This window comes from bacterium (genome assembly GCA_024228115.1).
Taxonomy (GTDB): Bacteria; Myxococcota_A; UBA9160; order UBA9160; family UBA6930.
Genome location: JAAETT010000175.1, coordinates 1 through 25,323, shown reverse-complemented (window position 1 = coordinate 25,323; position 25,323 = coordinate 1). Strand labels below are relative to the sequence as shown.

The following is a 25,323-nucleotide window of genomic DNA, read 5'->3' as shown; positions in this document are numbered from 1 at the left end:
CGGAATCTCGCTGGGCCGTTCCATCTGGTTCACCCGATGCGCGGGTCCACAGCCAATCCCGCGCCAAGCCAACGGAAACCCAGATCGTTCCATCTGGAACGCAATCCGGCGTTTGCACCCGCGAAAATGCATGCCAAGCGCTGCTCATCTGCCGGTCAAGGCGGTCGGTCCGCAAGCCGATCCGATGGGAATGCGCCCCGCCCTGGTTCTCCTTGCCCTGGTCGTCTTGGCCAGTGCTGCCACTGCGGAGATCTATCGCTGGACCGATGCTCAGGGCCAGATCCACTTCACCCAGGATCTCTCCCAGGTTCCCGTGGGACAACGCCCCTCGGCCAGGACAGAGGCGGATGCCGCTGCGCCGAGCCGCGTGCAGACCTATTCGAAGGGGGCACCGGCTGCATCGCACCGGAGAGCGCGCAAACCGTCAGGTCGAGGGCTCGTCCACATTCGATACGAGCAGCAGCAAGGCGCAATGATGGTGATGGTACGGTTGAACGACCGGGTCACGGCGCCGTTCGTCGTGGATACCGGTGCCAGCGATGTCACGATTCCCGCTTCGGTCGCGCGAAGTGCAGGTATCCTCGTCGGCCCTGATACCCCGACCGCGCTCTACCAGACGGCCAACGGCGTGGTGAGTCATCCGATCGTCAACCTCGATTCGGTGCAAGTGGGCGACGCCCGTGTCGAAGGGGTTCGAGGGTCGATCAGCGACAGCATGCAGATCGGGCTGCTCGGCGGAACCTTCTTCAATAATTTCACCTTCCAGATCGATCCCGGCGCCCAGGTGATCAGCCTGCGGCCCAACGACCGGGTTCGTGGCGGTGTGAGTGAAACCCAGTGGCGGGGCCGTTTCGCCGAACTGAACGGCAAGATCGAGACCCTCGAGGCCTACATCGCCGACAACCATTTCTTCCGCGAGAGCCGACGCGAAGAGCTGGCCCAGCGCCTGGCCGCGCTTGAAGACTCGCTCGAGGAGCTCGACGTCGCGGCCGATCGTGCCGGGGTTCCCCAGGGCTGGAGGGATGGATGAGCGTCTACCGTACGCTAGGCATGCTGGCGTTGCTGACGGGGCTGGCTCTTGCAAGCCCCGCGAACACCGAGATCTACCGCTGCACCGGCCCGGACGGAACCGTGCGGTTCACCGGAGACGCCTCCCAATGTCCCGGCGCAAAGAAGCACGAGTCCAAGCGCGAGATCCAAGCCATTCCAGCGCCCGCATCGGGCCGTTCGCGAAGGGTTCCCGCGGCCAGGGCCGAGACCGCCGCGACCGAGGATGCCAACGCTGCCCGCTGGCGGGGTAAGAAACTCCAAGCGCAGCAGCAGCTCGCTGCCCTCGAAGCCCGCCTGCCCGGATTGAAGAAGGCCATTGGCTGGTGCAATCGCGGCAGCACGCTCTACAGGACCGACGATCTCGGTCGCCGCCGCACGATCAAGTGCGAAGACGTCCAGGGAGAATTCGAGCAACTCGAACAAGCCCACGACCAGGTATCCCAATACCTCGCCGAAGGCCTCGAAGAAGAATGCCGCCGTTCCGGCTGCCTACCAGGCTGGATCCGCTAGCAACAAGTCAACCGGCGGGGACGGGGTTTACAATTGACTTTTCTCCGAAAAGTCAATTGTAAACCCCGTCCCCGCCGGTTGACTTGTTCTTGGTCAGGCCGTGTTTGTCCATTTTGATCTTGAGGAGGCGGCGGGTCAGGCCTAGTGCTTCGGCGGCGCGCGTCTGGTTCCAGTCGTTGCGGTCGAGGGCTTCTCGAAGCAACTCCTGCTCGAAGCTGGCGACGGTGTTTTCGAGGGAGAGCTGACCGCTCTGGAGCCGTTCTCGAAGCGTTTCCGTATGGGCGCCGCGAGCCAGCGCTTCCGGCAGGTCTTCTCGTTGCAGGACTTCGCCGTCGCAGAGGGTCACGGCGCGCTCGATGACGTTCTCGAGTTCGCGGACGTTTCCGGGCCAGCGGTGACGCTCGAGTGCGAGCTGGGCATCCCGTTCGATGCGCGCCGGGCCGCGACCATCGCGCTCGCGTGCGGTCTTGAGGAAGCGCTCGGCGAGGAGCTTGACGTCTTCGCGACGCTCGCGAAGGGGCGGCAACACCAGGGGCACGACGTGGATGCGGTAGTAGAGGTCTTCGCGGAAGCGTCCCTCCTGAACTTCGCGTTCGAGGTTCCGGTTCGTGGCCGCGAGGATGCGCGCATCGACTTCGATCGTCTGGCTTCCGCCCACGCGCTCGATCACCCGCTCCTGCAGGGCGCGCAGCAGCTTGGCCTGAGGGCCGGGAGCGAGTTCGCCGATTTCGTCGAGGAAGAGTGTTCCACCCGAAGCGGCTTCGAACTTGCCGATACGCCGATCTCTGGCGTCGGTGAACGCGCCGCGCTCATGACCGAAGAGTTCGCTTTCCATCAACGTGTCAGGAATGGCTGCGCAATTCACGGGTACGAAAGGACCGCTCGCCCGCGGTGAGAGATCGTGCAAGGCTCGCGCGGCAAGCTCTTTCCCCGTGCCGCTCTCGCCTTCGATGAGCACGGTCGCGGGCGAACGCGCCAGACGTTCGATGCTACGAAATACTTCTCGCATGGCATCGCTGCGCCCGATCAGATCGCCGATCCGGGTGCGTTGATCGAGTTCATCGGTCAGCCGCACGACCTCGCGTTCGAGTGCGCGATGTTGGAGCAGTTGGCGCACCTTGATGCGCAGGGCGTCGATTTCGTAGGGCTTGGTCACATAGTCGGCTGCGCCGAGCTTCATGGCCTCGACTGCCGTCGTCACCGTCTTGGTCGCCGTCAGTACGACGACCGGTGGTGCGCCTGCCTGCTCCGATAGCTCTTCCAGGAAGGCCAGCCCGCTCTTGCCGGGCATGACCAGATCGAGCAGCACCAGGTCCATCGGAAGCTCGGCCATGGCGCGCAGGCCGGCGTCCGCGCCGTCCGCCGTCACCACCTCGCATTCGTCCTTCAGCAGCATGCGCAAGGATTCGCGGACGCCTGTCTCATCATCGACGACCAGCACGCGGGGCATGCCCTGAAGCTAGCGGTTGGCGGCCGTCCCGGGCGCCGGGCGCCCGATCATCAATCCGATGGCTTGGCGGGTGCCGGAAGCTCGATCGTCACCACGGTTTCTTCGCCCCGGCCCGCATCGATGTCCAGCGTGCCCGCCCCGCGCGCCAACGCAGCTTTGGCCAGCCACAGGCATAGAGAATGGCGTGCGGCGGAGAGTTCGCCGCTAGCGATGCCGTCGTGGTAGCGGAACAGGATGCGCAGGCTCGTCTTGCCATCATTGCCTCGGTGATGGCGGGAGGCCAGGTAGAGATCTGCCCGTTCCGAACTCTGGCGCACGATCCGGTCGAGCAGGCACTCGAGCACGAATACGAGCGCATCTTCGTCGACGATGGCCATCGGGAGGTCGCCCTCGAGCTCACGTAGCACCAACAGGCGCCGCTTCTGGATCGCCTCTCGTCGCTGCGCGAGCATGCGATCCAGCAATGCGGTCACGTCGAGGGGCGCCGGCTGGGGCGCGCGAAGCTCGGCGAAGCGCGTCAGGCGCCCAAGATGGTCTCGAAGCCGTTCGACATCGGCCTGCACCTCCTGGTGATAACGGCCCCGGAACTCCGGGTCGGCGAAGCGCTCGGGCAACAGCTGGGCCGAGGTATGAATCGAAACCAGCGGGTTCCGCAGTTCATGGGCGAGACAATCGATCAGGCCCTGGAGATCCTCAGGCGGCTCCCCTGAATCAGAGGAGGAGGAAGCGGGTTCGAGGTTCGAAGGTTGGGAAGCGGGCGGTTCGACCTTTGGGAGCGGGAGCGGTTCGTTCACGTGCTCAGGAGCCGTCGGCATCCGCGGGGGTGGGCCCAGTCGCTCGGATACGTGCTCGGCCTCGACGGTCGGGCCAACGACGCTGGAAAGCAGCCGCAACACCACGGCTTCGAGCTCCCGCAGGTTTCCGGGCCAAGGCTGAGCGGCGAGGAGTTGCACTGCCGGCTCGGAGAAGCGTCGCTCGAGCCCGCGGTCGTTGGCCCACTGCTTCGCTGTTTCCCGCACGAACGTGGGCACCGAATTGCCGCGATCCCGAAGGGGAGGAAGATGGACTTCGAGGGCCGCGAGGCCGTCGACGAGGTCCGGCAAGAGCGCACCATGCTCGGAAACCAGAGCGATCCAGCGGACCGAATCCGGCGGGACGGGAGCACCCGGAGTTCCGAGTTCCACCCAGCCAAGCAGTTCGCGTTGGGTCGCGGGGCCCACCCGGTCGAGATCCTCCAGACAGAGGGTGAGGCTGCGTGCCTCTCCGGCGGTGAGAATCCGGGTGGCCAAGCCGGCGGCATCCGTCGTTTCATCACAGGCCAGGTGGACGAAGTTCTCGCCGCCCGCCAGGAGATGGGCCGCGCGGGCGAAGAGCAGCCGCCCCGTGCCTCGTTCGCCCCGGACCAGCAGCCCGCGCCCGGCACGCTGCACACGATCGGGCTCCGGCAAAGCCAATCCTTGGAAGTAGCGGGCGAAGCGGCTGCGAATTGCCTCGCGCTGACGCCTCTCCGGGAGGGTCTCGCCGGCCTCGTCCGTGGCGCCCGGGCGTAGGGCGGCACGCAGAGCGGCCGGTTCCGGGGGGTAGGCGAGTCGCGCCGCATCGAGGCCCGAGAAGAGCCGCGCCAGCTCTCCGTCGTCGAGCGCCGGATCCCGAACCAGAACCCAGCGCGCTCGCGGATGCTTTGCGCTGGCTCGCTGGGCGAACTCCAGTGCGGGCGCTGGATCGACTACGCCGAGCACGATGGCGCGCGGGGCGACGGTTCCGTCGAAGCTCGGCTCGCCCACATCGCCACATAGCGCCTCTGTCTCGCCGAGCAGGCGAGCCAGGAAACGTTGGATGCGGGGATCGGGATGGACGACCCAGATCAAGACCAACCTCGCGCCATAGCCGGCCCGGGAGCGAACCTCGCCCCTGGCCGGTCAGAAATAAATTGGCAAGCCGCGTGCCAAACGAATCTCAATCCCGAGAGATACGCAACAACACCGTCAAGTCTATGGAATTTCAAGGAAAATTACCGAAATGCATGAGGCTTCGGAACATGCGTTGGCGCCACTTTCGCGCCCGGCGGGTGTCCAAGTGGGAAAACCTTTCTCCACTGTGACCGGGAGTTCACACACGACTCCCAAGTTTTCCACCTCCGACGGCGGGGTCTTCGCGGGCTAGAATCTCCCGGCCAGGATCGGGTGGGCCAGCTGATGGGCGCCTTCGAGCGGTTTCGGTGGGATGGGGGAGGACGTGGCAGAGCTTCGAGGCCGAGTAACGGAGGCCGTGCAGGACGGCGGGCCGGAGATCCGACTGCGCAATTGTTTCGACGCGCCCTACGACGACGCGATCGCTGCTGCGCGTACCTGCTATTCGCCCCGCGTAATTCGGCCCGATGAGATCACCCCTGGCCAGCGCGAACGCATAGGTCCACTCACCTATCAAGGTGGACACCACACGGTGTATACCCATGCCACGTTCGAGTTCGAGCTTTCGGGGATCTCCCGTCAACTGGTCTGGTCGTTGCTGCATGCATTCCCCTTCTACAACACGGAGCAGCAGAGCCAGCGCTACGTGAAACTCGGGGAACCGTGTGCCCACGTGCCCGATGCGTTGGCCGGCGAGGCGCGCGACGTCTACGAGCAGTCGATCCGAGATGCTTGGGGTGCCTATGCTGAGCTGACGCGGCTGCTCGTGCCGCGTACCTCCGCGATCCTTTCCGATCTCTGGCGCCTGCCCGACCGGGCATCGAAGGCTTTCGGCCGAAGCGTGGCCAAGGAGGCCGAGAAGAAGGCGATCGAGACGGCACGTTATGTCATCCCGGTCGCTTGCCATACGGCGATGGTCTACACGATCAGCGGTATCACCTTGCACCGGTTGCGTCGCATGGCCGCGGCTTGTGATGCGCCTACCGAAGCGCGTCGCGTCGTCGGCCGGATGGTCGAGGAAGTGCGCAAGCTCGATCCGAATTTCATCGATGCGATCGGGGAGGGTCCGCTCGAAGAGGATGAGATCATCGAGTTCGCGGGCCGGCAGCGCGGGCAAGCGGATCTGGCAGGTCTCGAGGCTTTCGATAAATCTCTCGACGGGCGGAGTGCGAGGCTCGTCGACTGGGGTGCCCGTGCACCGCGAGTCGTGGCCGATGCCGTGCGCTCGGTGCTCGGCGAATCGGATCTGGACGATGCTTCCGCCCTCGCCCTCGCACTCGACCCGGCGAAGAATCGTTACCGCCTCGACCGCCTGAACGTCTCCGCTCACTCTCCAGTGATGCGCGCGCTCGCCCACGCCCACTACACGTTCCGCAAGAAGCTCTCGCATACGGCCGATTCCCAGGACCAACGGCATCGCATGGTGCCTGGCTCCCGACCGCTACTGCTCTTCAACGTTCCGGACAGGCCGGATGTCATCGAGCCGGAACTAATCGCCGAGGATCCGGCCTGCCACGCCGTCTTTCGTGAGAGCGTCGAGGCCTCCTGGGAGGCAAGGCGGCAGCTGCACGCCCTCGGAGTGGAACCGGAATTCGCCCTCTACGTTTTGCCAAACGCCCTCGCCCTGCGTTTCGAGGAATCGGGCAGCCTGCTTCACCTGCTGCACAAATGGACGATGCGCACCTGCTTGAATGCCCAGCGAGAGATCTTCGAAGCCTCGATGGACGAGATCGCCCAGGTGCGCGACGTGCATCCAGACCTGATGGATCATGTCGGTCCGCCCTGCTCCGTACGCACCGGGCTCGTCCGCCCGCGCTGCACCGAAGGCAGCCATTTCTGCGGAGTTCCCGTGTGGCGGAGTTTTCCGGACATCGAGCGGAGGATCTGACGATGCGCGTCAAGTTGATCGTGGCCTTCATCGCGGCGCTGGCGCTTGCCGCGCCCGTGGCTGCCGAGCCCACGGACCTGCTCGGTACCTGGCACGTGCTCGTCCACTACAAGGACAAGATGACGAACAACCCGGACACCGAGCGCTGGGAGGATCGCATCTGGATCTTCAAGACCGAAGGCAGCCGGTTGGCCTGGTCCGACTATCCGATCGTGGTCTTCGCCGAAAAGGAGGGCCGCTTCGACAACAGCAGTGGCAGGAACTCCCGCGTGCTCCACTACTGGGAGCCGAATGCCGCTCAGCTGAGCGAGATCCGCGAAGGTCTGGCCATCAATCAACGTGGCTCGAGAACGAAGACGCTGAGGGGTTCGCCCGCCGAAGGCTGGAGCTCTGCGAAGCGCCAACGGGGCTACCGCTCGCTGAACGTGGTGACCTTCCAGGAAACCTGGACGATCGAGATGAACGGCGATCTGCCGAAATTCATTCGCGATGATGTCATGGGCAGCGGTTCTACCGAATCGATGGAAGGCAGCACGATCTTCGAAACGGAAACGATCGAGGATGGAGGCAACATCCTGCGAGGGCGCTTCGAGCGCGATGGAGGCGCTCGTGCGGGGACCTTCCACCTGACCCGCTCCGGCTCGACCCGTTCCGTCGGAAGTTCCGGCAAGTCCCTCATGGACACGGCGGCTTCGGGCGAACGGCTCAACCGCATGTTGGCGGGGCAACTGACCAGCCTGCCCGGTGAGCATGACGAGAACTGGTATCGCGCCAAGGTCAAGGATGGCTCGCTTACCCAGGATGATCGCTTCGCGTTGCGCGCTGCCTTCGAGCAACGCCTCAAGGAAACGCTCGGCAGCGACAAGGAACGCTCCACGTATCAGGTGATCCTCCAGAATCTGGCTCGCAAGATGGAGCGGCTCTTCGTGGAGGAAGGCAAATCGATGAGCGACCTGCGGAAGATGCTGCGCGAAGGTCAGCTGAAGCCGTGAGCCAGCCCGCCGGGCCGATCCGTCCGGCCCGGGTCGAGGAGCGCGGGGCGTTGGGCGAGCTGTTGGCGGGGCTTCTGGCTCACCACGGCGACCATCCACGCTACGCCGCAGCCGCTGCCGGCGGGGCACCGGCCTCGTTGTTGGCGGATTACCTCGGGCATCCCGATGGCAAGGTCTTCGTGGCCGAGGAAGAGGGCCAGCCGGTGGGCTTGATCAGCGTGGCCCTGGCGCGCAGGCCGGCGTTCTTCGCTGAATCGCTGCGAGGGCACGTGGAGCATCTGTATGTGCTGCCCGAGGTGCGGAGGAGCGGCCTCGGCCGTGCCCTGGTGGAGGCGGCCTTTGGTTGGCTGCGTCTGGCCGGTGCCACCCGAGTAGAGCTCGAGGTGGCACGGGACAATCCAGAGGGCCAGGCGTTCTGGGAGGCGCTCGGCTTCGAGCCGGTTACGGTCGTGCTGGAACGCCAGCTCTGAGTCGGTACCGTTTCGGGGCCGAGGAGAACCATGTCTGCCCCCCAGCCTCCCAAAGACGAATCGCTGAACCCGCTCGCCCGCGAGCTGAACGCGAGCCTGGAAGCGGCTGCGCCCGAGGTACTGGCGATGCTCTCGCCGCTCGGACGCCGGCTCTATTTTCCGAAGGGCATCCTCTCGCAATCGGCGGAAGCCAAGGCCAAAGGCCACCGTTTCAACGCGACGATCGGCATCGCCACCGAAGGTGGGCAAGCGATGCACCTGCCTTCGGTGCACCGGCATCTCGTCGATATCGCGCCCGACGATGCCTACACCTACGCGGGCGGTGGTGGCCGTCCGGAGCTTCGAAAGCGCTGGCAAGAGAAGCAGCGAGCGGAGAACCCGTGCCTCGAGGGCAAGGCCTTCGGTCTGCCGATCGTCACGAGTGCGCTCACCCATGGGCTCAGTCTGGTCGGAGATCTGTTCATTGCTCCGGGCGATCGCATCGTCTTGCCCGACAAACTGTGGGGCAACTATCGGCTTGGCTATGAGGTGCGGCTCGGCGCCGAGATCGCGACCTATCCGTTCTACTCGGAGACCGGCTTCAACACGACCGGCTTCGCCGAAGCGCTCGAACGCGAAGCCCAGGGCCGCGAGAAGCTCATCGTGTTGCTCAACTTTCCGAACAACCCGACCGGCTACATGCCCACCGAGGCCGAGGGCGAAGCCATCGTCGCTGCACTATCGGCCCAGGCCGAACGCGGCACGAAGCTGGTGGTGTTGCTCGACGACGCCTACTTCGGCCTCTTCTATCATCTGGGCGGGCCTTCGATGACCGAATCCCTGTTCGGTCGCCTGGTCGGCATCCACCCGAACCTCCTGGCGATTCGCCTCGACGGCGCGACGAAGGAACTCTTCGTCTGGGGCTTGCGTTGCGGCTTCCTCACGTTCGGTCCGGGGCGCGAAGAGACTGCCGACGCGGCATGCCAGGTGCTAGACGCAAAGATCCGCGGTGCCATTCGCGGCAGTATCTCGAACAGCCCGATGCTCTCGCAGACGCTCGTGGAGGAATCGTTGGCCTCGTCGTCCATCGACGAAGAGCGCAAACAGAAATGCGAGATCCTGCGTGCGCGGGCCGAGATGGTCTACGAAGTCGCCAATGCGCCGCGCTTCCGCGAGAGCTGGGACGTCTACCCGTTCAACAGCGGCTACTTCATGTGCCTCGACGTCAAAGGGGTCGACGCCGAGCCCTTGCGCGTCCACCTGCTCGATGCCCATGGCACCGGATTGATCGCAACCGGCAAGCGAGATCTGCGCGTGGCCTTCAGCTGTCTGGAGCTGGAAGAAATCGAACCTCTCTTCGAGACCATCCACCAAGCCATTCAGCAGCTCCGCGAGGACTGAACTAGCGGTCGAGCTCTTCGAGGAGTGAGACGAGAACCTCGGTTCCGAACCGGAGGTTGGCCTTGCTGATGCGTTCGCCGGACCCGTGAATCCGCCGGCCCTCGACGGGCCGAAGCCGGCGAGGAATGAAGCCGTAGGCGACGATGCCGTGCTCGCGGAACCAGTGGGCATCGCTGGCGCCGGTGCCGACACGCGGGACGACGAGCGAGCCCGGGTCGACCCGCGCCGCGACGCGTCGGATTGCGTCCATGAGAGGTGTCTCCGAGGGGGAGGCGCGATTCGCATACGTGAAGCGGACGTCCACCTGGATGTCCGGGTCGTTGGCCGCGCGCCGCGTGGCTTCGGCGAAATCTGCGCAGCTTTCGTCCGGAAGCAATCGGGCATCGACCCCCGCCACGGCCTCACCGGGGATCACGTTGATCTGGCGGCTACCGCGCAACGTCGTGATCGCGAAGGTGTCGCGAACCAGCGCAGCTCGCGCCGGGTCGGCAAGGAAGCGCTGGCGGAAGCCGGCGTCGTCTCGCAGGGCGGCGTCGAGATCGGCAAACCCCGCCCGATCCTCCGCGCTTGCCCTCGGCGCCAGGCCTGCGAAGAGGGTCGCGACCTCGGGGACGACCCGGACGGGCCGCGGCAGGTCCCGAATGCGCTCGAGGGCCCCGAGCAGACGATCGACGGCGGAATCCTGGCTGCCGCCTGCACCATGCCCGGCTGTCCCCCGCGCACGTAGCTCGAGCCAGCAGGGCGTCTTCTCCGCAACGCCGATCTCCCAGAGCCCCGGTGCGGCCCCGATGCCACTTGGGCCAACGGTGATCCCACCCCCAATGGTCAGCAGGTAGGCCGCTCCGGCCACGAGCTCTGGTTGTTCCCGCAGCACCCGCGCCGCGCCTTCCAGGCCACCAAGCTCTTCGTCGGGAGTCGAGAGGACGATGACATCCCGCCCGAGAGGCTTCTTGCGGCCCGCTAGCCGCAAAGCCGCGGCGAGATGCACGACCAGGGCACCCTTGGCATCCAGGGCGCCACGCCCGATCACATTGCCGTCGTATACGACCCCGCCGAAGGGATCGATCCCGCCCCAGCCGGCGCTGTCGGCGGGATCGACAGGCACCACATCGAGATGGGAGAGCAGGATGATCGCGCCCCCCGCCTTGCCCGTTCCCGGGATCCGCGCCCAGAACGCGGCCCGCCCCGCGGGGACAGCAGCCGACTCCGACGGGCCGTGAAGATCGATGACCCGGGCTTCGATTCCCCGGCTCCCTGCCCAGTCCGAAAGGAACCGCGCCAGGGGCCCTTCGTTCCCCGGGGGATTCGTGGTGTCAAACTGAAGAACACGTGAAAGGAGCTCTACTGCCCCCCCTCGCGCACTTGGAGCAACATCGGCATGCTCCTGCCCGGTCGGGCCAGCGAAACCTGAGCACCCTAGCCCTGAGGCCCAGAGCCAGGCGAAGAGGATTCCCCCCACCCACAACACGCGCGCTCGGAACACGCGGGTCCGGATCCGGGGTCGCCCCGGGGCTTGAGATTGAGTGAAGTGATTTGTGATGACGGGCACACGCACTACCGGGAAAAGGAACTATCTAGCATGAGTGCCTGCCGGTCGATGAGGAATCAGGGAAACGCGAGCCCCGCCGAGGCCGGGGCCACCCGTCACAAACCGACCCGCTGCAGCGGACGATGAAGAGAGACCAGGAGATTTGATGAACCTGCGCGAGGTGCGACGGCCGGAGATTCTTGCCGCAGTGCTGACCGGTTTCGGTCTGTTGCTGGTCGTCGTGCTGTTGCACACCGGGCGCACGTCCGTGAGCGTGCCGACCGCCGCCGCGGTCGTGCCCGAGCCGGCTGTGACGGCGCCCGCTTCGCCTGTCGTCCCCGATCCCGCCCTGACCATCACTGAAGGGGAGCTCGCCCAGGCCGAGACCCTTTCCGCTGCGCTTCGTCGCAACAAGGTCGATTGGCTCGTCATTCATCAGATCGATTCGGGCATGCTCCCGGTCTTCGATTTCCGCTACGCGCGGCCGGGTGATCACTTCCGCCTGGCCCAGGACGAGCGCGGCGCGTTGGTTCAATTCAATTACGATCGCTCGGTGCTCGAGCGCTATGAGCTGAACGCCGAGGGCGAGACGTTCGTGGCGGCCCGCATCGAGGCCGAGATCGAGACGCGTCATGCGCGCATCGCCGGCGTCGTGGCAAGCAGCCTGTACGAATCCGTCAGCGCCCTTGGTGAGGCCACTGAGCTGGCCAGCGATTTCGCCGACATCTTTGCCTGGGACGTCGATTTCTCGCGAAGCGTTCAGCGCGGTGACGAGTTCTCGATCCTTTACGAGCGGCGCTTCCTGGAGACCGACGCGGGCGCTGAGGTCTACATCGGTCCGGGCCGGATCCTGGCCGCTCGCTACTCGAATGCCGGCGGCGATTTTCACGCCATCGGGTATGGGAGTGCCGGCGAGCTGGAGGGCTACTACCGGCCTGATGGCTCCTCGGTGGAACGCCAGTTCCTGCGTGCGCCACTCAAGTATCGGAGAATCAGCTCGCGTTACACGATGGGTCGCTTGCACCCGATCCTCAAGGTGCGCCGTCCGCATCAGGGGATCGACTACGCCGCACCGACGGGTACGCCGGTCTGGTCGGTGGCTTCGGGCAAGGTGATCTTCCGCGGTGTCCAGGGCGGCTTCGGCAAGCTGGTCAAGGTTCGCCATTCCAACGGCTACGAGTCCTACTACGGGCACCTCTCCCGCTTTGCGTCGAACCTGCCGGTGGGTGCACAGGTGCAGCAAAAGCAGATCATCGGCTACGTGGGTTCGACGGGTCTTTCGACCGGGCCGCACCTCGATTTCCGGCTCAAGCAGCACGGCCGCTATCTCAACCCGGCGACCCTGCAAACGCCTCCGGCGAAGCCGATTCCTGCTGAAGCCATGGCCCGCTTCCATGCGACCCGCGATGCACTCCTGCGCGAGCTGGATCCGCCGCCGCTCATGGCCGTCACGAACGAGGCGATGTAGCCCGTCGCGGCAGCCCCCCGGTAGCCTCGCAATCCGGCAGGACGTTCCGCCGCGCAGCCGCGCCCGCTCTGTGCCAGGATACCGCCATGCCGGCATCTCATTTGCGGGAGCGTCTCGCAGCCAAGGGCCTTGCCCTGGCGCAGCGCGAAGAAGAGCACAAACGCGACCTGGATGAGGCCCTCAAGCGCGCCACCGCGTTGCGTACACGGGTCGATGAGGGCTTGAAGGGTTATGCCCAGGCCATCGCAGGTGCACCGCACCTCCAGGTGACGCTCGGTCCGGTTCATCCCGACGAGAAACACGTCCGTTCCGTCGAGTTCCAGGTGGCCCGTGGGCGCTTCCGCGCTTTGTTCATCGTAAAGGCCAAAGGCGAGATCACGTTGGTCGGCCCGTTCCGCACCGGAAAGACCGAGGGGCCCTGCCAATCCTTCTCCTGGGATGCGAGTGCCGAGATCAATGAGGCAGTGGCCGTGTTCTTGGAGTCGTTTCTCGAGGAGGCCGCCACGCCGTGAGCGGCCCCGCCTTGGGGCGGCTCGCTGGTCTTCGGCGGGTACGCGTTGGCTCGATGAACCCTCCGAAGCTCGAGGGCGTACGGATGGCCCTGGCTGCCTACTGCCCGGATGCCGAAATCCTGGGCGCTGAAGTGGCCAGTGGTGTCGCCGAGCAGCCCTGCGGCCTCCCGGAGATCCAGCGGGGGGCACGCAACCGGGCCCAGGCGGCACGCGAGAGCGGCGCCTGCGATCTCGCGGTCGGCTACGAAGACGGGCTGGTGGAGATCGAGGGCGCTGGCTGGCTCAACATCGGCTGCGCGGCGTTGCTGGATGCCGGGCATGCGAGCATTGGATTGTCTTCGGGCTTCTCGTATCCCCCGGCGTGCATCCCGCCCGCAGTCGAGGGCGGCGAACCCATCGGGGACGTGTTCGACAAGCTCTGGCGCGAGCATCATCCGGGCGGCGGACGAGAATCTTCCGCTCTTTCCACGGGTAACGTCGGAAAATTGAGTGCCGGCGTTCTCACGCGTGCCGAATACACCCGCCACGCCGTACTCTGTGCACTCGTTTCCTGGCTCCATCCCGAACTCTATGCGCCCGGGGCTGAACCGTGAGTGACGCTTCCAACCTGCCCATCGAATCCAAAGACCAGCTGACCGAGTTCATTCGCGGTGGTGAGAAGCCTCCCGAGGAATGGAAGGTCGGCACCGAGCACGAGAAGATCGGGCTGCTTGCCGAGAGCTACCAGCCCGTGCCCTACGAAGGTGAGCGCGGGATTGGATCGATTCTCGAGGCGATGGCCAGGGAGGACGACTGGGACCGGATCTACGAAGGGCCGAATCTGATCGCCCTCGCGAAAGATGGTGCGAGTATCACCCTCGAGCCGGGCGGACAGCTGGAACTTTCCGGGGCGCCGCTTCGCACCATTCACGAAACCTGTTCCGAGTTCCACGGTCATCTCGAGCTGGTGCGCAATGTTTCCGGGCCTCGCGGGGTGGTCTGGCTCTCTCTCGGCATCAACCCGCTTCATGAGGTCGAGGACATTCCGCGCATGCCGAAGGCGCGCTATCGGATCATGCGCGAATACCTTCCGACCCGCGCGGATCTGCCGCTGCACATGATGCATCTGACGGCGACGGTGCAGGCCAACATGGATTTTGCAGACGAAGAAGACATGGTGCGAAAGCTCCGCACGGCGCTCGGTGTTTCTTCGATCGTGTCGGCCATCTTCGCCAACTCGTCGATTGCCGGCGGCAAGGCCAGCGGTTTTGCGTCGCGACGGGTGCACATCTGGCGCCATACGGATCCAGATCGCTGTGGTCTCTTGCCTTTCGTGTTCGAAGAGGGTTTCGGCTACGAGCGCTACGTCGAGTGGGCGCTCGATATCCCCCTGTTCTTCATCGTGCGCGATGGCAACTACCTGCCCGCATCGGGAACCACCTTCCGGGAATTCATGCAGCGGGGCCTGGAGGGCCATCGGGCCACCGTCGACGATTGGAACCTCCATCTGACGACGCTCTTCCCCGAGGTCCGTCTGAAGCGGGTGATCGAGGTGCGCGGCACGGATGCGGTCCCCGCTGGCTTGATCTGCGCTCTTCCCGCCTTGTGGAAGGGCTTGCTGTATGACGCGGATGCCCTGGCGGGAGCGTGGGATCTGGTACGCAGCCATACGGCTGCCGAGCGGCTGATGGGCCTCGAAGACGTCGCCCGGCGGGGCCTGGGCGCCGAGGTGGGCGGGCGCCCTGTCCTGGAGCTCGCCAAGGAGCTCGTCGCCCTCTCGTCCGAGGGCCTGCGTCGGATCCGCCACGCCGGAAGGCGTGATCCAGACGAACGGGGCTACCTGGACCCGATTCTGAGCCAGCTCGAGGCGGGCCGCAGCCCGGGCGAAGAAATCCTGGACCGCTGGGAGGGCGCCTGGGGGCGATCCGTTCCGCGGTTGATCGAGTATGCGCGTTACTGATAGAGTCGCGCTTCGGCCTGCCGGCCGTTCTACGAGGAGGCGTCATGGCCCGCAAGATGAGAATTTCGTTCACGCTGGACGAGTCGGATACCGCCTACTTCGAACGGATCTACCGGGCGGCCAAGAAGAATGCCTCCGCCGAAGACTGGCCCAAGATCTCCAGGGGCGTCCGGAAGCTGATCAAGGAGGTTCGGGTGAACACGAAGGTTCCGACCTTCGTCTCCGATGCGATCGACTCCCTCGAAGATCTGATGATGATGGTCAACGATCTTCAGTACAAGGCGCCGAAGGCCGTGATCAGTCGAGCGGTTGCCGCGCTGGCCTACTTCGACAACCCCAAGGACGTGATTCCCGATGACGTCCCGCTGGTGGGTTTTCTGGACGACGCGATCATGATCAAGTTTGTCGAGGACGATCTCGAGCACGAGCTCTGGGGCTACCGGAAGTTCAAGGCTTTCCGCGAGGGCAGTGAGCAGCGCTTCTGGACCGATACGGCCAAAGCTCGCCTGGCACCCAAGCTCGAAGCGAAGAGGAAAGAGCTGCGGCGCAAAATCCAGGACAGGGAAGAGAGGGCCGAGGCTCGCGCCGCCCGGTAGGGCCGCTTCGCTTCTCATGACGGCCTGGTAGTCGCCGGTCCCGGGCACAGGCCGGGCGGAATGGCTCGGCCGAGGTTCGGGTGGCCGCGTATAGGGCTGGACGGGGTGTTGCCCTTCGCGGCTTTCGCCGCGGGCAACCTACGCGCACGCCGAACGGGACCTATGCCTGCGCTTCATTTCCGCCCGGCCTGCGCCCGGGACCGGCGCTCGGGGCGTTGGCAGATGGACGCCGGATCTGGCGGTGGTTCTGTGATCGATGCTCCCAGCTCATGAAGAGGGAATGGTGGAGGTGGCGCGGGGGGCGCTTGCCGCCACCAACGTTGGCGTTGCCTCCACCCAAAAAATCCCTCGGTGGCAATTCGCCCAGGTACCTCTCCCACACAAATCGCGGGGCGGGGGGCGGTCAGCGCGGAAATAAAGCGCAGGCATCTCGTTGGTTGGACGTGTGCTCGTTCGCTAGCGGCGATAGCCGCGCAAGCGAACCCGCGTCCAACTCGAACGCGGCCTCCCAGGCCCCAGCCGAGCCATTCCGCGATGGCCGCCCCCCGCCCCGCGATCCACACCGAGAAGCAAAGCGGCCCCCCACCAAGACAGCTAACCTACCCCCCGATGTCCGAAGCCTCCCGTCCTCGAATCCTCATCGTTGACGACGAGGAAGCCATCCTCGAGACGATGACGTTTTCGTTCGAGGATGATTACGACGTGCTCACCAGCTCGTCGGCCGCGAATGCGTTGGAGTTACTGGAGCGGGAGGATTCGGTCGCGGTCGTGATCTCGGATCAGCGGATGCCGGAGATGACCGGTGTCGAGTTTCTCGCCAAGGTTTTCGAGCGCCATCCGACCACTGTCCGGATCATCCTGACGGGCTTCGCGGACATGGACGCGATCATCGGCTCGATCAACGATGGCCACGTCTATGCCTATATCACCAAGCCCTGGGAGCCGGACGATCTGAAGCAGATCGTTCGGCGGGCGGTCGAGCACTACGCACTCGCCGAGGAGAACGAGCGCCTGGTGGGGGATCTGCGGGATTCGAATTCGTTCTTGCAGGCGGTGATGGATCAGCTCGATACCGGTGCACTGGCCGTGGATGCCAACGGCATCGTGCGCGCTGTGAACGCGCCTGCACGTGGATACCTCGGTATCAAGGACGATCCCCACGGACGCCGGCTCGAAGACGTTTTGCGGCCCGATGCCCTGACCATGATCGGTGGTGCGGTCATTCGGATCCGCCAGGATGAGAATGTGAGCTACGAGGAGGTGGAGCTGCCGAGTGGCGATGCAGTGAAGCTGCGGGTCACGATGCATCCCCTGCTCAGCTCCGATGGCCGCGAGCTGGGTCAGGTGATCCTTGGTCGCGAGATCTCCCACGAGCCGTTGAAGCGTCGATTCGAGGAGATCATCGAATGTCTCACCACGACCGAGGGTGAATTGCGTGGGCCCCTGCGCCAGGCGCGAGACGGGCTCGGGTCCCTGGCGGAGTTGGTAAAGGGCACTGGGGTCGCATCGCCCGGCATGAGTGAGCTCGAGGAGCGGACTCTACGTACGCTCACGGCCATCGAATACTGGATGGCCGTGGACGACGTCCTGGCCCGAGAAGACTATCCCGAGGCCCAGCCTCTCCTGGATCGGATGCGCGTCGCTACATCCCGCTGGCCGAGCCCGGATCGATTGCCCGTTCGCGTCCGCGAGCTCGCTCAACGCGTCGAGGCCTACTACGAAACCGGAGAGAACCCGAAGCAGCCCGTCCTCTGACGCGGCATCCGGGTACCCGTCAGCCGATGAATCAATCGGATCCGCCTAACGAACCGGAAGCGACGGCCGAGCGGCGGATCGCGATCCCGCGCATCGCGTTTCGGATCGAACGGCTGCGGACGCTCTACCGCTGTACCTACGCATTCCATGCGCGGGAGGTGCGTTTCGAGCGGGATGCGGGGGAGGGTTTCGAGAACGCATTTCCCGAAACGTTCTCCTTCCATGTCGCTCGCCACGATCCGGCCGAGCTCTACCTTCGCTTCGAGGATCTATGGAGCCAGCCCGCATTGCTCGCGGACCGCGCCGTGAAAAGGGATTCCGAGGAGTTGGTTCTACGCTTGCTGTCGGCGTTGCCCGCCAGCCTGGCCGAGCTGCTCAGGGGGCTCGCCGCTTCCGAGAATTCCGCGCCGTTACTGCGCGCGAGCGAAGACGTGGCCGTTTTTTCGCTGATCGCCCTGCGATTCATCCATGACAAGGCTCTCGCACAGCACCCACGCCTGCGGGTGGCGCGCTTTCATTGGCGAAAACTGGTCTGGAAATCGCTGCTCACTGTCATGGAGGCGCACGTGCGCCCCGAATTCCTTGCGGGTTATCGAGACGGTAGTCTCGACCCTGAACGTTCGGCGGATCCCTACGACACCGCCTTCATCTATGCATTGGCGTCGGGCGAGGCCGAGCGCATCGATCCCCAGCTCGTCGGAGCCGCTGAGTTCGCGTTCATCCGTTGGCTGGACGAAGTCTGTCTCGACGAAGACAACCGCGCGTTCGAGACCGGAAGCTCTCCTTTCGCCGATCGCGAAACCGAAGTTCTCGGGGCGATACGCCTGCGGGGCGCGACCCGGGTGGATCTCGGTCGGGATCTCACGCCATTCCTGCGCAGGCGAAGCCGCGATAGTGCGCGAATCCTGAAGCGCCTCGAGCATTGGTTCCTGCGGCAGTACGACATCCACCATGCGGCCGCGATGCTCTATCACACGGACGCCTTGGTCCGTGCGGACGACGATGGAGATCGTGTGCTCTCTCGTCATAGCGCCCGCAACTATGCCTTGGCTCTGACGATTCCTTCGCTGCCGTTCCTGGCTGCAATATTCGCCTACGATCGCTGGCCGCGTGCCCTGGACCTGCTGGCCTCGCTCGAGGTGGGGCTGGTATTGGCCACGGCGATCTGGTTCCTCGCCTATCGTTTCATGTGGCGAAAGGATCTGCTCCTCTTCCACGCATCCGTGCCTCGTATCGGGGCTGGAATCATCGTCGGCTATCTGCCCGTGTTCCTGATCGACGAAGTCTGGGATCTGGCTGAGCAAGCGCCTGTCTACATTCTCACGACAGTCGCCTTGCTCGGCACGGTCACGCTCCTCTACATCTATGTGGAGGTGCAGCGCAGGCTCGGCAATCCGAACGAAGCCTTCGCCCGCGCTCGTGGGATCTTCCTGCTCGGCCTCGTCTTGTCTTCGGGCTTCGGGCTGATGGTCACGAGCCTGCTCGGCCCCCTGATGGCCGCGCGCAACTGGGGCGCGAACCTGACCGGAACACCGATCGAGGTTCTGGCAGGCGATCTTCAGCCCTTTGCCGGCGAGCTGCCGCGGGTTCTTGGCATAGGCCCCCTCTACGCCTTTCCCACGGCCGTGCTGCTGATGACCTTCATGGCATTCTTCATCGGGACCTTCCTGCAGCTCCTGTGGGAGGATGCGCCCTTCACGGAGCCGCTCTAGGCCGAACACTGTTCAATTTGCGATCCTCACAGTGATTTCTGGCCGGCTTGGCCGGTAGGGCTCGAGTGAGCTTCGCAGTGGGAAGCTGCTCATCTTTCGCTTGACGCCTCGGGGGGTTCTGCGTCCTCGACCGGAGACGACGCGCTCTTCGAGGATCTCGTCGAGCACGGCCTCATGGTGCCTCGACCCGTGCTGAGGCGGGAATAGCAGCGAAGACGGGGAGGTCGCGTCGCACGATCCGGGAGGATAGGCAGAGGAGTTCCAACAGGGGATCCATGTCCGATAAGGGGGGCACTCGACAAGTCCCACCGGGGAAAACGAAGATTCATCGCCAACGATGCAACCCATTGGCGGTACCGCGGCGGCTTGACCCTCGACGGACTCACGGGCACGTCGGACAACCCGATCGTGATCCGCTCCTGCCGGTTCGACCGTGCCGGCTCGCGCGCCGTGAACCTCGGGGGAAGCACAGGTCTCACCTGGTTCCGACCGACCGACGCCGCTTACGAGGCGAGGAACCTGACCGTGGAGGGATGCCGCTTCAGCGAGAGCGAGACCTTCATCGCGTTCGTCGGCGTGGACGGCGCCATCGTCCGTCAGAACACGTTCCACCGACCGCGCTGGTGGGTGTTCCGCATTCTGCAGGAGAGCGTCGCGGAGCGCTTCGTCCCCTGCCGGAACGGGCGCATCGAACGCAACCTCATCGTCTTCGCACAGAGTGAGCTGCACCGCTTCGTGAACGTCGGGCCGAACACTGCGCCGGAGACATTCGTATTCCAGCAGAACGCCTGGTTCGCGACCGACGCCGCAGGACCCGAAGACCATCGACCGACGCTTCCGACGCGCGAGAAGGACGGACGCTACGGCGACGACCCGGGCCTGGATGCGAAGACGCTCACGCTCCCCTCGAGCAACCCGCTGCGGGACCGCAGCGCCGACGGCTTCCGCGTGGAGTAGCTCCGCCACTCCCGCAGGCGGCGGTCCCTCGGAGCAGGGCGAGTGCCTGCGGCGTACGGGAGGGCTAGCGTTCCCCGATGCTCGTCCTCCGCCGCCTGGTAGCGCGCCTCGTCGTCGTCGCGACGGCGGTCCTCACCCTGACCGGGCCACCGCCCGCATGCGGAGCGGAGCCGTCCTTCGTGTGGTGGGAAGGTGAGGCGACCGCCGAGACCAACTTCCCCGACACCTCCTGGTTTGCCGCGGAGACCTTCCCCGAGAAGCGTGAGGAAGTGCTCTCTGCAGGCGACTGGCTCAGCGCATCCGGTGACCGCGGGAAGGACGAGCTGTTCGCGCGGTATCGAGTACGCGTGCCACAGGCCGGCGAGTACGCCCTCTGGACGCGCAAGTTCTGGAAACACGGCCCGTTCCGCTGGCGCTTCGGGAAGGACGCGTGGCAGACGTGCGGTCGGGACATCGCGCTCGCCGACAGCACGCCTATCCGCACGCACCTGGTCGCGAACTGGGTCCATCTCGGGCGGGTCGAGCTGAAGGCCGGTACGCACACGTTCGAGCTGCGACTCCTCGCCGAGGAAGGCGAGGCGGCCACCGCGGGCTTCGATGCGTTCGTCCTCACGCCTGGAGTGTTCGTGCCGCGCGGCCGGCTGCAGCCGGGCGAGAGCTCGGGGCGCGCGCCCAAGGGTTGGTGGGGAGTCGAACCCGCTCCGGACGCGTTCACCGACGACGCCCTGCTCGACCTCTCGCAGCTCAACGAGGATCAGGCCGGGAAGAGCGGGTTCGTCCGGCGAGAAGGTGCGTCCCTGGTGCTCGGCGACGGACGTCCCGTGCGTTTCTGGGGCGTCACCGTCGGCCCCGGGATCGTGCGGCTGGACGACGGGTCGGTCCGCTATCTCGCCCGGCGTCTCGCGAAGGTTGGTGTCAACGCGGTCCGCATCCACGGGCCCATCTTCGATCAGAGCGCTGCCGATCCCACGACCGTGGACGCCGCCTATCTCGAACGCGTGCACTTCTTCGTGGCTGCGCTGAAGGAGGAGGGCATCTACACGAGCCTCTCCTTCCACTTCCCGCTCTGGTTCCGCATCCGTCCGACGTACGGCATCGCGGGCTACGGCGAGTCGAAGAACAAGACGCCGTTCGGGCTCCTGTTCTTCGATCCGCGCATGCAGCAGATCCACCGTGCGTGGGCGCGCACACTGCTCACGACCCGGAACCCGCACACCGGCATCGCACTGGGGAAGGACCCGGCAGTTGCGAGCGTCGAGATCCAGAACGAGGACAGCCTGCTGTTCTGGACGTTCAAGCCGATGGAGACGATCCCGCCCGCGCAGACGAAGGTGCTCGAGGAGCGCTTCGCCGCATGGTTGGAAGAGCGGCACGGCGCGCTGAAGAAGGCGCTACGCCGGTTCGGGTCCGCGTCTCACGAACGGGACGATCTCAGGGCCGCTCGTGCGGGCCTGCTGCCGATCTGGAACCTGACCGGGCGCGGACACGGCGAAGGCGATGCACGCCGCCGCGCCAGCGAACAGCTCCGGTTCCTCGTCGAGCTCCAGCGCGGGTACTACGAACGCACGGTCCGCTACCTGCGCGAGGACCTCGGTGTAAAGAGCCTCGTGAGCTGCGGCAACTGGCACACCGCCGACCCGCCGGTGCTCGACGCGCTCGAGCGCTACACGTACGCAGCCGGGGACATCCTCGATCAGCACGGCTACTTCGGCGGACGTCATGAGGGCGAGGGCGCGAGCCACTCCGTGCGCGTCGGCCACACGTACTCGGATCGCGCGGCGGTCCTGGAGCCGGGGCAGCTCCCGTTCGTGGTGACCGAGTTCGACGGCCGCCCGCACATCGTCAGCGAGATCGGCTGGCCGAGTCCGAACCGCTTCCGCGCGGAGTTCGCGCCGCTGCTCGCAGCGTATGGCGCGCTGCAGGGAGTGGACGGTTACTTCCAGTTCGCGGTCAACGGACCGGCGTGGGGCTCGGCGAGCGCGAAGTTCGCGTACAGCGTTCCATCGGTGCTCGGGCAGTCGCCGGCTGCGGCGCTGCTGTTCCGTCGCGGAGATGTCGCCGAAGCGGCCGGGTGGGTCCATCACGAGAGCGTCGACCTCGAGTCCCAGCTCGACTTCCGCGGCACTGCCGGCGCGACGGCGGCGCAGCTCGACGAGCTGCGCAAGCGAGACGTTCCAGCGGGTGCGGCGGGGAAGGCGGCGCCGTCGAACGCGCTCGATCCGCTCGCCCCGTTCGTAGGCCGCGTCGTGCGCAAGTGGGCAGCGAAGGGCGTCGCGGCGCTGCAATCCTACGATCTGCCGAAGTACATCGATCGCAAGGCCGAGCGTGTCCGCAGTCTCGATGGGTCGCTGCGCTGGGACTACGGGGTCGGCTTCGTCACCATCGATACAGCGCGCGCTCAGGGCATCACGGGGTTCCTCGCGAAGGCCGGCCGCATCGAACTCGGCGACGTCGTCATCGAGAGCGCAACGGAGTTCGGGACCATTCTCGTCATCTCCCTCGACGACGAGCCTTTGTCGTCCTCCAAGCGCGTGCTCGTCCAGACAATGACCGAGGAGCGGCCGTCCGGCTGGAAGGTCGCTGCCGGCGGCCGGATCACCGACCTCGGCGGTCCGCCGACGCTGGTCCGCCTACTCGATGCGAAGGTCACGCTGCGCGGAGCGACACGCCTGCGAAAGGCGACCGTGCTCGACGTGCATGGCTACGCGCGCAAGGGCGCGGTGCGGCGCATCCGAGCCGGGAGCACGACCATCCAACTCAGCCCGGAAGCGCTCTACACCGTGCTGGAGTAGCGCTCACGGCCGCTAGCCGCACCCCCGGAGGGAGCGCGCGAGGCAGCGACGAGCGACCCCGGTAGGGTCTTGAGCCACGAACCGTTGAGAGGATAGGAGTTCCTCTGCCTATCCGGTTCGCTCCGCTGTCAGACGGTGGTAGGGGAAGGGTTCCGCGCCGATCGCGCAGTGCAGAACGCGGGGGAAGAGCTCGGCTTCCTTCCAGCGCTGGTCGAAGCGGAACACGAACTCGTCCAAGTAGCGTTGAAGGTGCTTCGGGCTGACCCCGTGGAAGGTTTCGCGGAGCCACGGCTTGAGGTTGCCGAAGACGGTGTGGGCCCACGGCAGGCCGTCCAGCGCCTGGCGCCCGTGTCCGCTCTTGCGAGAGCGATGGTCGATTCCCAGCTTCCCGAGCGCCATGTAGGCAATCCAGGCGTCGGTATGAACGGTGGCTTCCTGCGGCGAAATCACACCCTTCACAAGCGAGGTCAGCACCGCGCGCGAGCGGGCCTCCCATTCGGTTCACCCGGGAACCCGCTTGATTCGCCGCCTGCCCGTGTGATAGACAGAGAGCATCAGGAGGAGCCGACATGTACCTGCACCTGATTGCCGGACAGCACGCCGCCCCATCGACCAACGTCTTTTCACGGTTCACGATGCTCTTCTGCGTGGTTGCTGCGCTGGTCCTACCGCTTAGCGCGTCTGCCTTCTCCCGCGGGGGCGACCGAGGCCCCGCCCCGGCCCCAGACGAACTCGGGCCCTATGGGGTCGGCCACTCGGCCTTTGTCGCCGTGGACAGCGATCGGGGCGACCGCGCCCTGCCCGTCGAAATCTGGTATCCCGTCGATCCCGAGGACGCGGGCGGCCCCCAGACCTTCTACGAGCTAATGAACTTAGGCGGCTTGTCGCTCGGCCTGACCTCTTCCGTGGCTTTCGACGACGCGCCGGTCAGCGATCACTCCTTCTTCCCCCTTGTGGTCTTCTCCCACGGCTCGGGGAGCATCAACATCCAGTCCGCCGCCCTGATGGAGGCCCTGGCGAGTCACGGCTTCGTCGTTGCCTCGCCGAACCACGTGGGCAATACCACCTTCGACGGCCCGGATGACCTCCCCTACGAGGACACCATCACCGATCGTCCGAAGGACGTCTCCTTCGTCATCGACACGATGCTGGATCGCAGCTTCGACCCCGCCGATCCCATTTTCTTCAGTATCAACCCCTTTGCGATCGGCGTGACCGGCCACTCCTTCGGTGGCTACACCGCCCTGGCGATGGCCGCGGGGTTCAGCGGCACCACCTTTGGACCCGTGGCCCCGGATGAGCGCGTGCGAGCCGTTCTCCCTGTCTCTGGCGTTCAGTCGGCGTTCAGCGACGCCGAACTCGAGGCGGTCAAGGTCCCCGTGATGGTGCTCGGTGGAACCAACGACACGGTCGTCCCGATCGATCCGAACTCGATCCGCCCCTACAACACCGTCGGGAGCAAGTTCGCCTACCGCGCCGACATCGACGGCCCGACCCACTCTCACTTTGCCAATATCTGCGATATCGCGGACGTGATCCTGGGCCTCGGGCTTCCGATCGAAGCCTGGCCCGCGATCGGAGCCGGCGCCCTCGTCGACCCCTACCTCGAGACCTGCGTACCCCCGGCCTATCCGCTGAGCGAGGCCACGCGCATCCAGAACTTGTACACCGTCTCGTTCTTCAAGCGACACGTGGCCTGGGATCTCCGCTATGCGGAGTACCTGACGGCCGACTACGCAGCCGCGAACGAGCCGGACGTCTTCTTCTTGAATCGCGGCCTGCGTTGCGGGCTCGGATCCGAGGTGGCACTGATCCTCCCGCCGATCCTCTGGCTGCGAGGCCGTAGGCGGCGCGCCGCGGCCTGAGCGGGGCGCGACCGCTCGGAGGGAGATCAGACGCCCTCGGCTCTCTCTAGAGTCGGGGGGTCTGGGTCTTGGCCTCGCACGTAAGGCGGTGCCTTTCGTAGCTCCTTCCCTCGCGACGGCGCCGCTGGGCGGGGCGGAGATGGGAGTCGGGAGGTGCGAGAGAACCCACACCGGCGTGCCTTTGCCAGCTTCGTACCGGGCGCGATCTGCCGTGAGCGCGCACCTCGGAGTGAATCCGGTCGGGATCGAAGTCGTCCGTTCACGCTTCCGTCGCTGACAGATGGTCACGGTTCGCGTCGCCATCGCCATGCCTCCCCTGGAAACCCCGATATCGTTCAGTTCGATCGATCCGCGAATCGGCTCGTCGCAGAATCACCGTCCCAAGCCCCTAGCAGGGTGCTGAAAAACCCCGTGCTTCACTCCTTCAAATGGTAGAAAAGAGGCGGGGGTAGAGGGAATGCGGGGAAGCGATCGAGAGCAGGGTTCGATGTTCAGCTACGTAGCGCTGGAAGACCGGATTCCGGCGGATCATCCGCTCCGACCGATGCG

20 protein-coding genes are annotated in these 25,323 nt (G+C 65.5%); 16 read left to right on the top strand and 4 right to left on the bottom strand.

What is annotated here, in order from left to right; all coding sequences use genetic code 11:
- Positions 1-130 precede the first annotated feature (130 nt).
- Both GY937_08795 and GY937_08790 read left to right on the top strand, forming a co-directional pair.
- Positions 131-1,030, top strand: a complete 900-nt coding sequence (locus tag GY937_08795; GenBank protein MCP5056805.1) for a DUF4124 domain-containing protein — start codon at positions 131-133, stop codon at positions 1,028-1,030.
- Complete coding sequence (locus GY937_08790) at positions 1,027-1,560, top strand: DUF4124 domain-containing protein (protein MCP5056804.1); 534 nt, start codon at positions 1,027-1,029, stop codon at positions 1,558-1,560. Before GY937_08795 ends, GY937_08790 begins: the two co-directional genes overlap by 4 nt.
- A gap of 52 nt (positions 1,561-1,612) precedes the next feature.
- On the opposite strand, the gene GY937_08785 is transcribed toward GY937_08790, so the two are convergent.
- On the bottom strand, positions 1,613-3,010 hold the full coding sequence (locus tag GY937_08785; GenBank protein MCP5056803.1) for a sigma-54-dependent Fis family transcriptional regulator: 1,398 nt from the start codon (positions 3,008-3,010) through the stop codon (positions 1,613-1,615).
- A gap of 50 nt (positions 3,011-3,060) precedes the next feature.
- Positions 3,061-4,878 carry a hypothetical protein gene (locus tag GY937_08780; protein MCP5056802.1) on the bottom strand — a complete coding sequence of 606 codons (1,818 nt, stop codon included), beginning with the start codon at positions 4,876-4,878 and terminating at the stop codon, positions 3,061-3,063.
- 367 nt (positions 4,879-5,245) lie between these two features.
- Between GY937_08780 and GY937_08775 the strand changes: the two genes are divergently transcribed.
- The 4 genes from GY937_08775 (at position 5,246) to GY937_08760 (ending at position 9,650) form a co-directional block, all read left to right on the top strand.
- Entirely contained in the window at positions 5,246-6,808 is a 1,563-nt protein-coding gene (locus GY937_08775; protein ID MCP5056801.1) for an FAD-dependent thymidylate synthase, read from the top strand.
- Positions 6,809-6,810: 2 nt separating this feature from the next.
- Positions 6,811-7,800, top strand: coding sequence for a hypothetical protein (locus GY937_08770; GenBank protein ID MCP5056800.1), 990 nt, complete (start codon positions 6,811-6,813; stop codon positions 7,798-7,800).
- On the top strand, positions 7,797-8,270 hold the full coding sequence (locus GY937_08765; protein ID MCP5056799.1) for a GNAT family N-acetyltransferase: 474 nt from the start codon (positions 7,797-7,799) through the stop codon (positions 8,268-8,270). Before GY937_08770 ends, GY937_08765 begins: the two co-directional genes overlap by 4 nt.
- A gap of 63 nt (positions 8,271-8,333) precedes the next feature.
- On the top strand, positions 8,334-9,650 hold the full coding sequence (locus tag GY937_08760) for an aminotransferase class I/II-fold pyridoxal phosphate-dependent enzyme (GenBank protein ID MCP5056798.1): 1,317 nt from the start codon (positions 8,334-8,336) through the stop codon (positions 9,648-9,650).
- Position 9,651: 1 nt separating this feature from the next.
- Here the strand turns inward: GY937_08760 and GY937_08755 are convergent, their stop codons facing one another.
- Positions 9,652-11,133: a M20/M25/M40 family metallo-hydrolase gene (locus GY937_08755; protein ID MCP5056797.1), complete on the bottom strand. Its 1,482-nt coding sequence runs from the start codon at positions 11,131-11,133 to the stop codon at positions 9,652-9,654.
- A 211-nt stretch (positions 11,134-11,344) separates the two neighbouring features.
- Between GY937_08755 and GY937_08750 the strand changes: the two genes are divergently transcribed.
- The 9 genes from GY937_08750 (at position 11,345) to GY937_08710 (ending at position 22,909) form a co-directional block, all read left to right on the top strand.
- Complete coding sequence (locus tag GY937_08750; protein MCP5056796.1) at positions 11,345-12,646, top strand: M23 family metallopeptidase; 1,302 nt, start codon at positions 11,345-11,347, stop codon at positions 12,644-12,646.
- A gap of 86 nt (positions 12,647-12,732) precedes the next feature.
- Positions 12,733-13,158: a hypothetical protein gene (locus tag GY937_08745; GenBank protein ID MCP5056795.1), complete on the top strand. Its 426-nt coding sequence runs from the start codon at positions 12,733-12,735 to the stop codon at positions 13,156-13,158.
- A complete protein-coding gene (locus GY937_08740; protein MCP5056794.1) occupies positions 13,155-13,751 on the top strand; it encodes a DUF84 family protein in 597 nt (198 codons plus the stop codon). The genes GY937_08745 and GY937_08740 overlap by 4 nt, the downstream gene beginning before the upstream one ends.
- A complete protein-coding gene (locus GY937_08735) occupies positions 13,748-15,097 on the top strand; it encodes a glutamate--cysteine ligase (GenBank protein ID MCP5056793.1) in 1,350 nt (449 codons plus the stop codon). Before GY937_08740 ends, GY937_08735 begins: the two co-directional genes overlap by 4 nt.
- A gap of 44 nt (positions 15,098-15,141) precedes the next feature.
- Complete coding sequence (locus tag GY937_08730) at positions 15,142-15,693, top strand: DUF1232 domain-containing protein (protein ID MCP5056792.1); 552 nt, start codon at positions 15,142-15,144, stop codon at positions 15,691-15,693.
- Positions 15,694-16,302: 609 nt separating this feature from the next.
- The gene (locus GY937_08725; protein ID MCP5056791.1) at positions 16,303-17,448 is read left to right on the top strand and encodes a response regulator; all 1,146 of its coding nucleotides are present in this window, start codon (positions 16,303-16,305) and stop codon (positions 17,446-17,448) included.
- Between the two features lie 26 nt (positions 17,449-17,474).
- Complete coding sequence (locus GY937_08720) at positions 17,475-19,160, top strand: hypothetical protein (GenBank protein MCP5056790.1); 1,686 nt, start codon at positions 17,475-17,477, stop codon at positions 19,158-19,160.
- Positions 19,161-19,526: 366 nt separating this feature from the next.
- Positions 19,527-20,117: a hypothetical protein gene (locus GY937_08715; GenBank protein MCP5056789.1), complete on the top strand. Its 591-nt coding sequence runs from the start codon at positions 19,527-19,529 to the stop codon at positions 20,115-20,117.
- Positions 20,118-20,194: 77 nt separating this feature from the next.
- Positions 20,195-22,909 carry a hypothetical protein gene (locus tag GY937_08710; protein MCP5056788.1) on the top strand — a complete coding sequence of 905 codons (2,715 nt, stop codon included), beginning with the start codon at positions 20,195-20,197 and terminating at the stop codon, positions 22,907-22,909.
- Between the two features lie 108 nt (positions 22,910-23,017).
- Here GY937_08710 and GY937_08705 read toward each other — a convergent pair whose 3' ends face one another.
- A complete protein-coding gene (locus GY937_08705; protein ID MCP5056787.1) occupies positions 23,018-23,383 on the bottom strand; it encodes an IS1595 family transposase in 366 nt (121 codons plus the stop codon).
- Between the two features lie 95 nt (positions 23,384-23,478).
- Here GY937_08705 and GY937_08700 point away from each other — a divergent pair, with 95 nt between their 5' ends.
- Entirely contained in the window at positions 23,479-24,774 is a 1,296-nt protein-coding gene (locus tag GY937_08700) for a hypothetical protein (GenBank protein MCP5056786.1), read from the top strand.
- Positions 24,775-25,323: the final 549 nt, after the last annotated feature.

Coding starts and splice junctions, on each gene's coding strand:
- GY937_08795 (MCP5056805.1), top strand. CDS start 131: ATGCCAAGCGCTGCTCATCTGCCGGTCAAGGCGGTCGGTCCGCAAGCC.
- GY937_08725 (MCP5056791.1), top strand. CDS start 16,303: ATGTCCGAAGCCTCCCGTCCTCGAATCCTCATCGTTGACGACGAGGAA.
- GY937_08720 (MCP5056790.1), top strand. CDS start 17,475: ATGAATCAATCGGATCCGCCTAACGAACCGGAAGCGACGGCCGAGCGG.
- GY937_08785 (MCP5056803.1), bottom strand. CDS start 3,010: ATGCCCCGCGTGCTGGTCGTCGATGATGAGACAGGCGTCCGCGAATCC.
- GY937_08710 (MCP5056788.1), top strand. CDS start 20,195: ATGCTCGTCCTCCGCCGCCTGGTAGCGCGCCTCGTCGTCGTCGCGACG.
- GY937_08770 (MCP5056800.1), top strand. CDS start 6,811: ATGCGCGTCAAGTTGATCGTGGCCTTCATCGCGGCGCTGGCGCTTGCC.
- GY937_08745 (MCP5056795.1), top strand. CDS start 12,733: ATGCCGGCATCTCATTTGCGGGAGCGTCTCGCAGCCAAGGGCCTTGCC.
- GY937_08790 (MCP5056804.1), top strand. CDS start 1,027: ATGAGCGTCTACCGTACGCTAGGCATGCTGGCGTTGCTGACGGGGCTG.
- GY937_08700 (MCP5056786.1), top strand. CDS start 23,479: ATGTACCTGCACCTGATTGCCGGACAGCACGCCGCCCCATCGACCAAC.
- GY937_08730 (MCP5056792.1), top strand. CDS start 15,142: ATGGCCCGCAAGATGAGAATTTCGTTCACGCTGGACGAGTCGGATACC.
- GY937_08750 (MCP5056796.1), top strand. CDS start 11,345: ATGAACCTGCGCGAGGTGCGACGGCCGGAGATTCTTGCCGCAGTGCTG.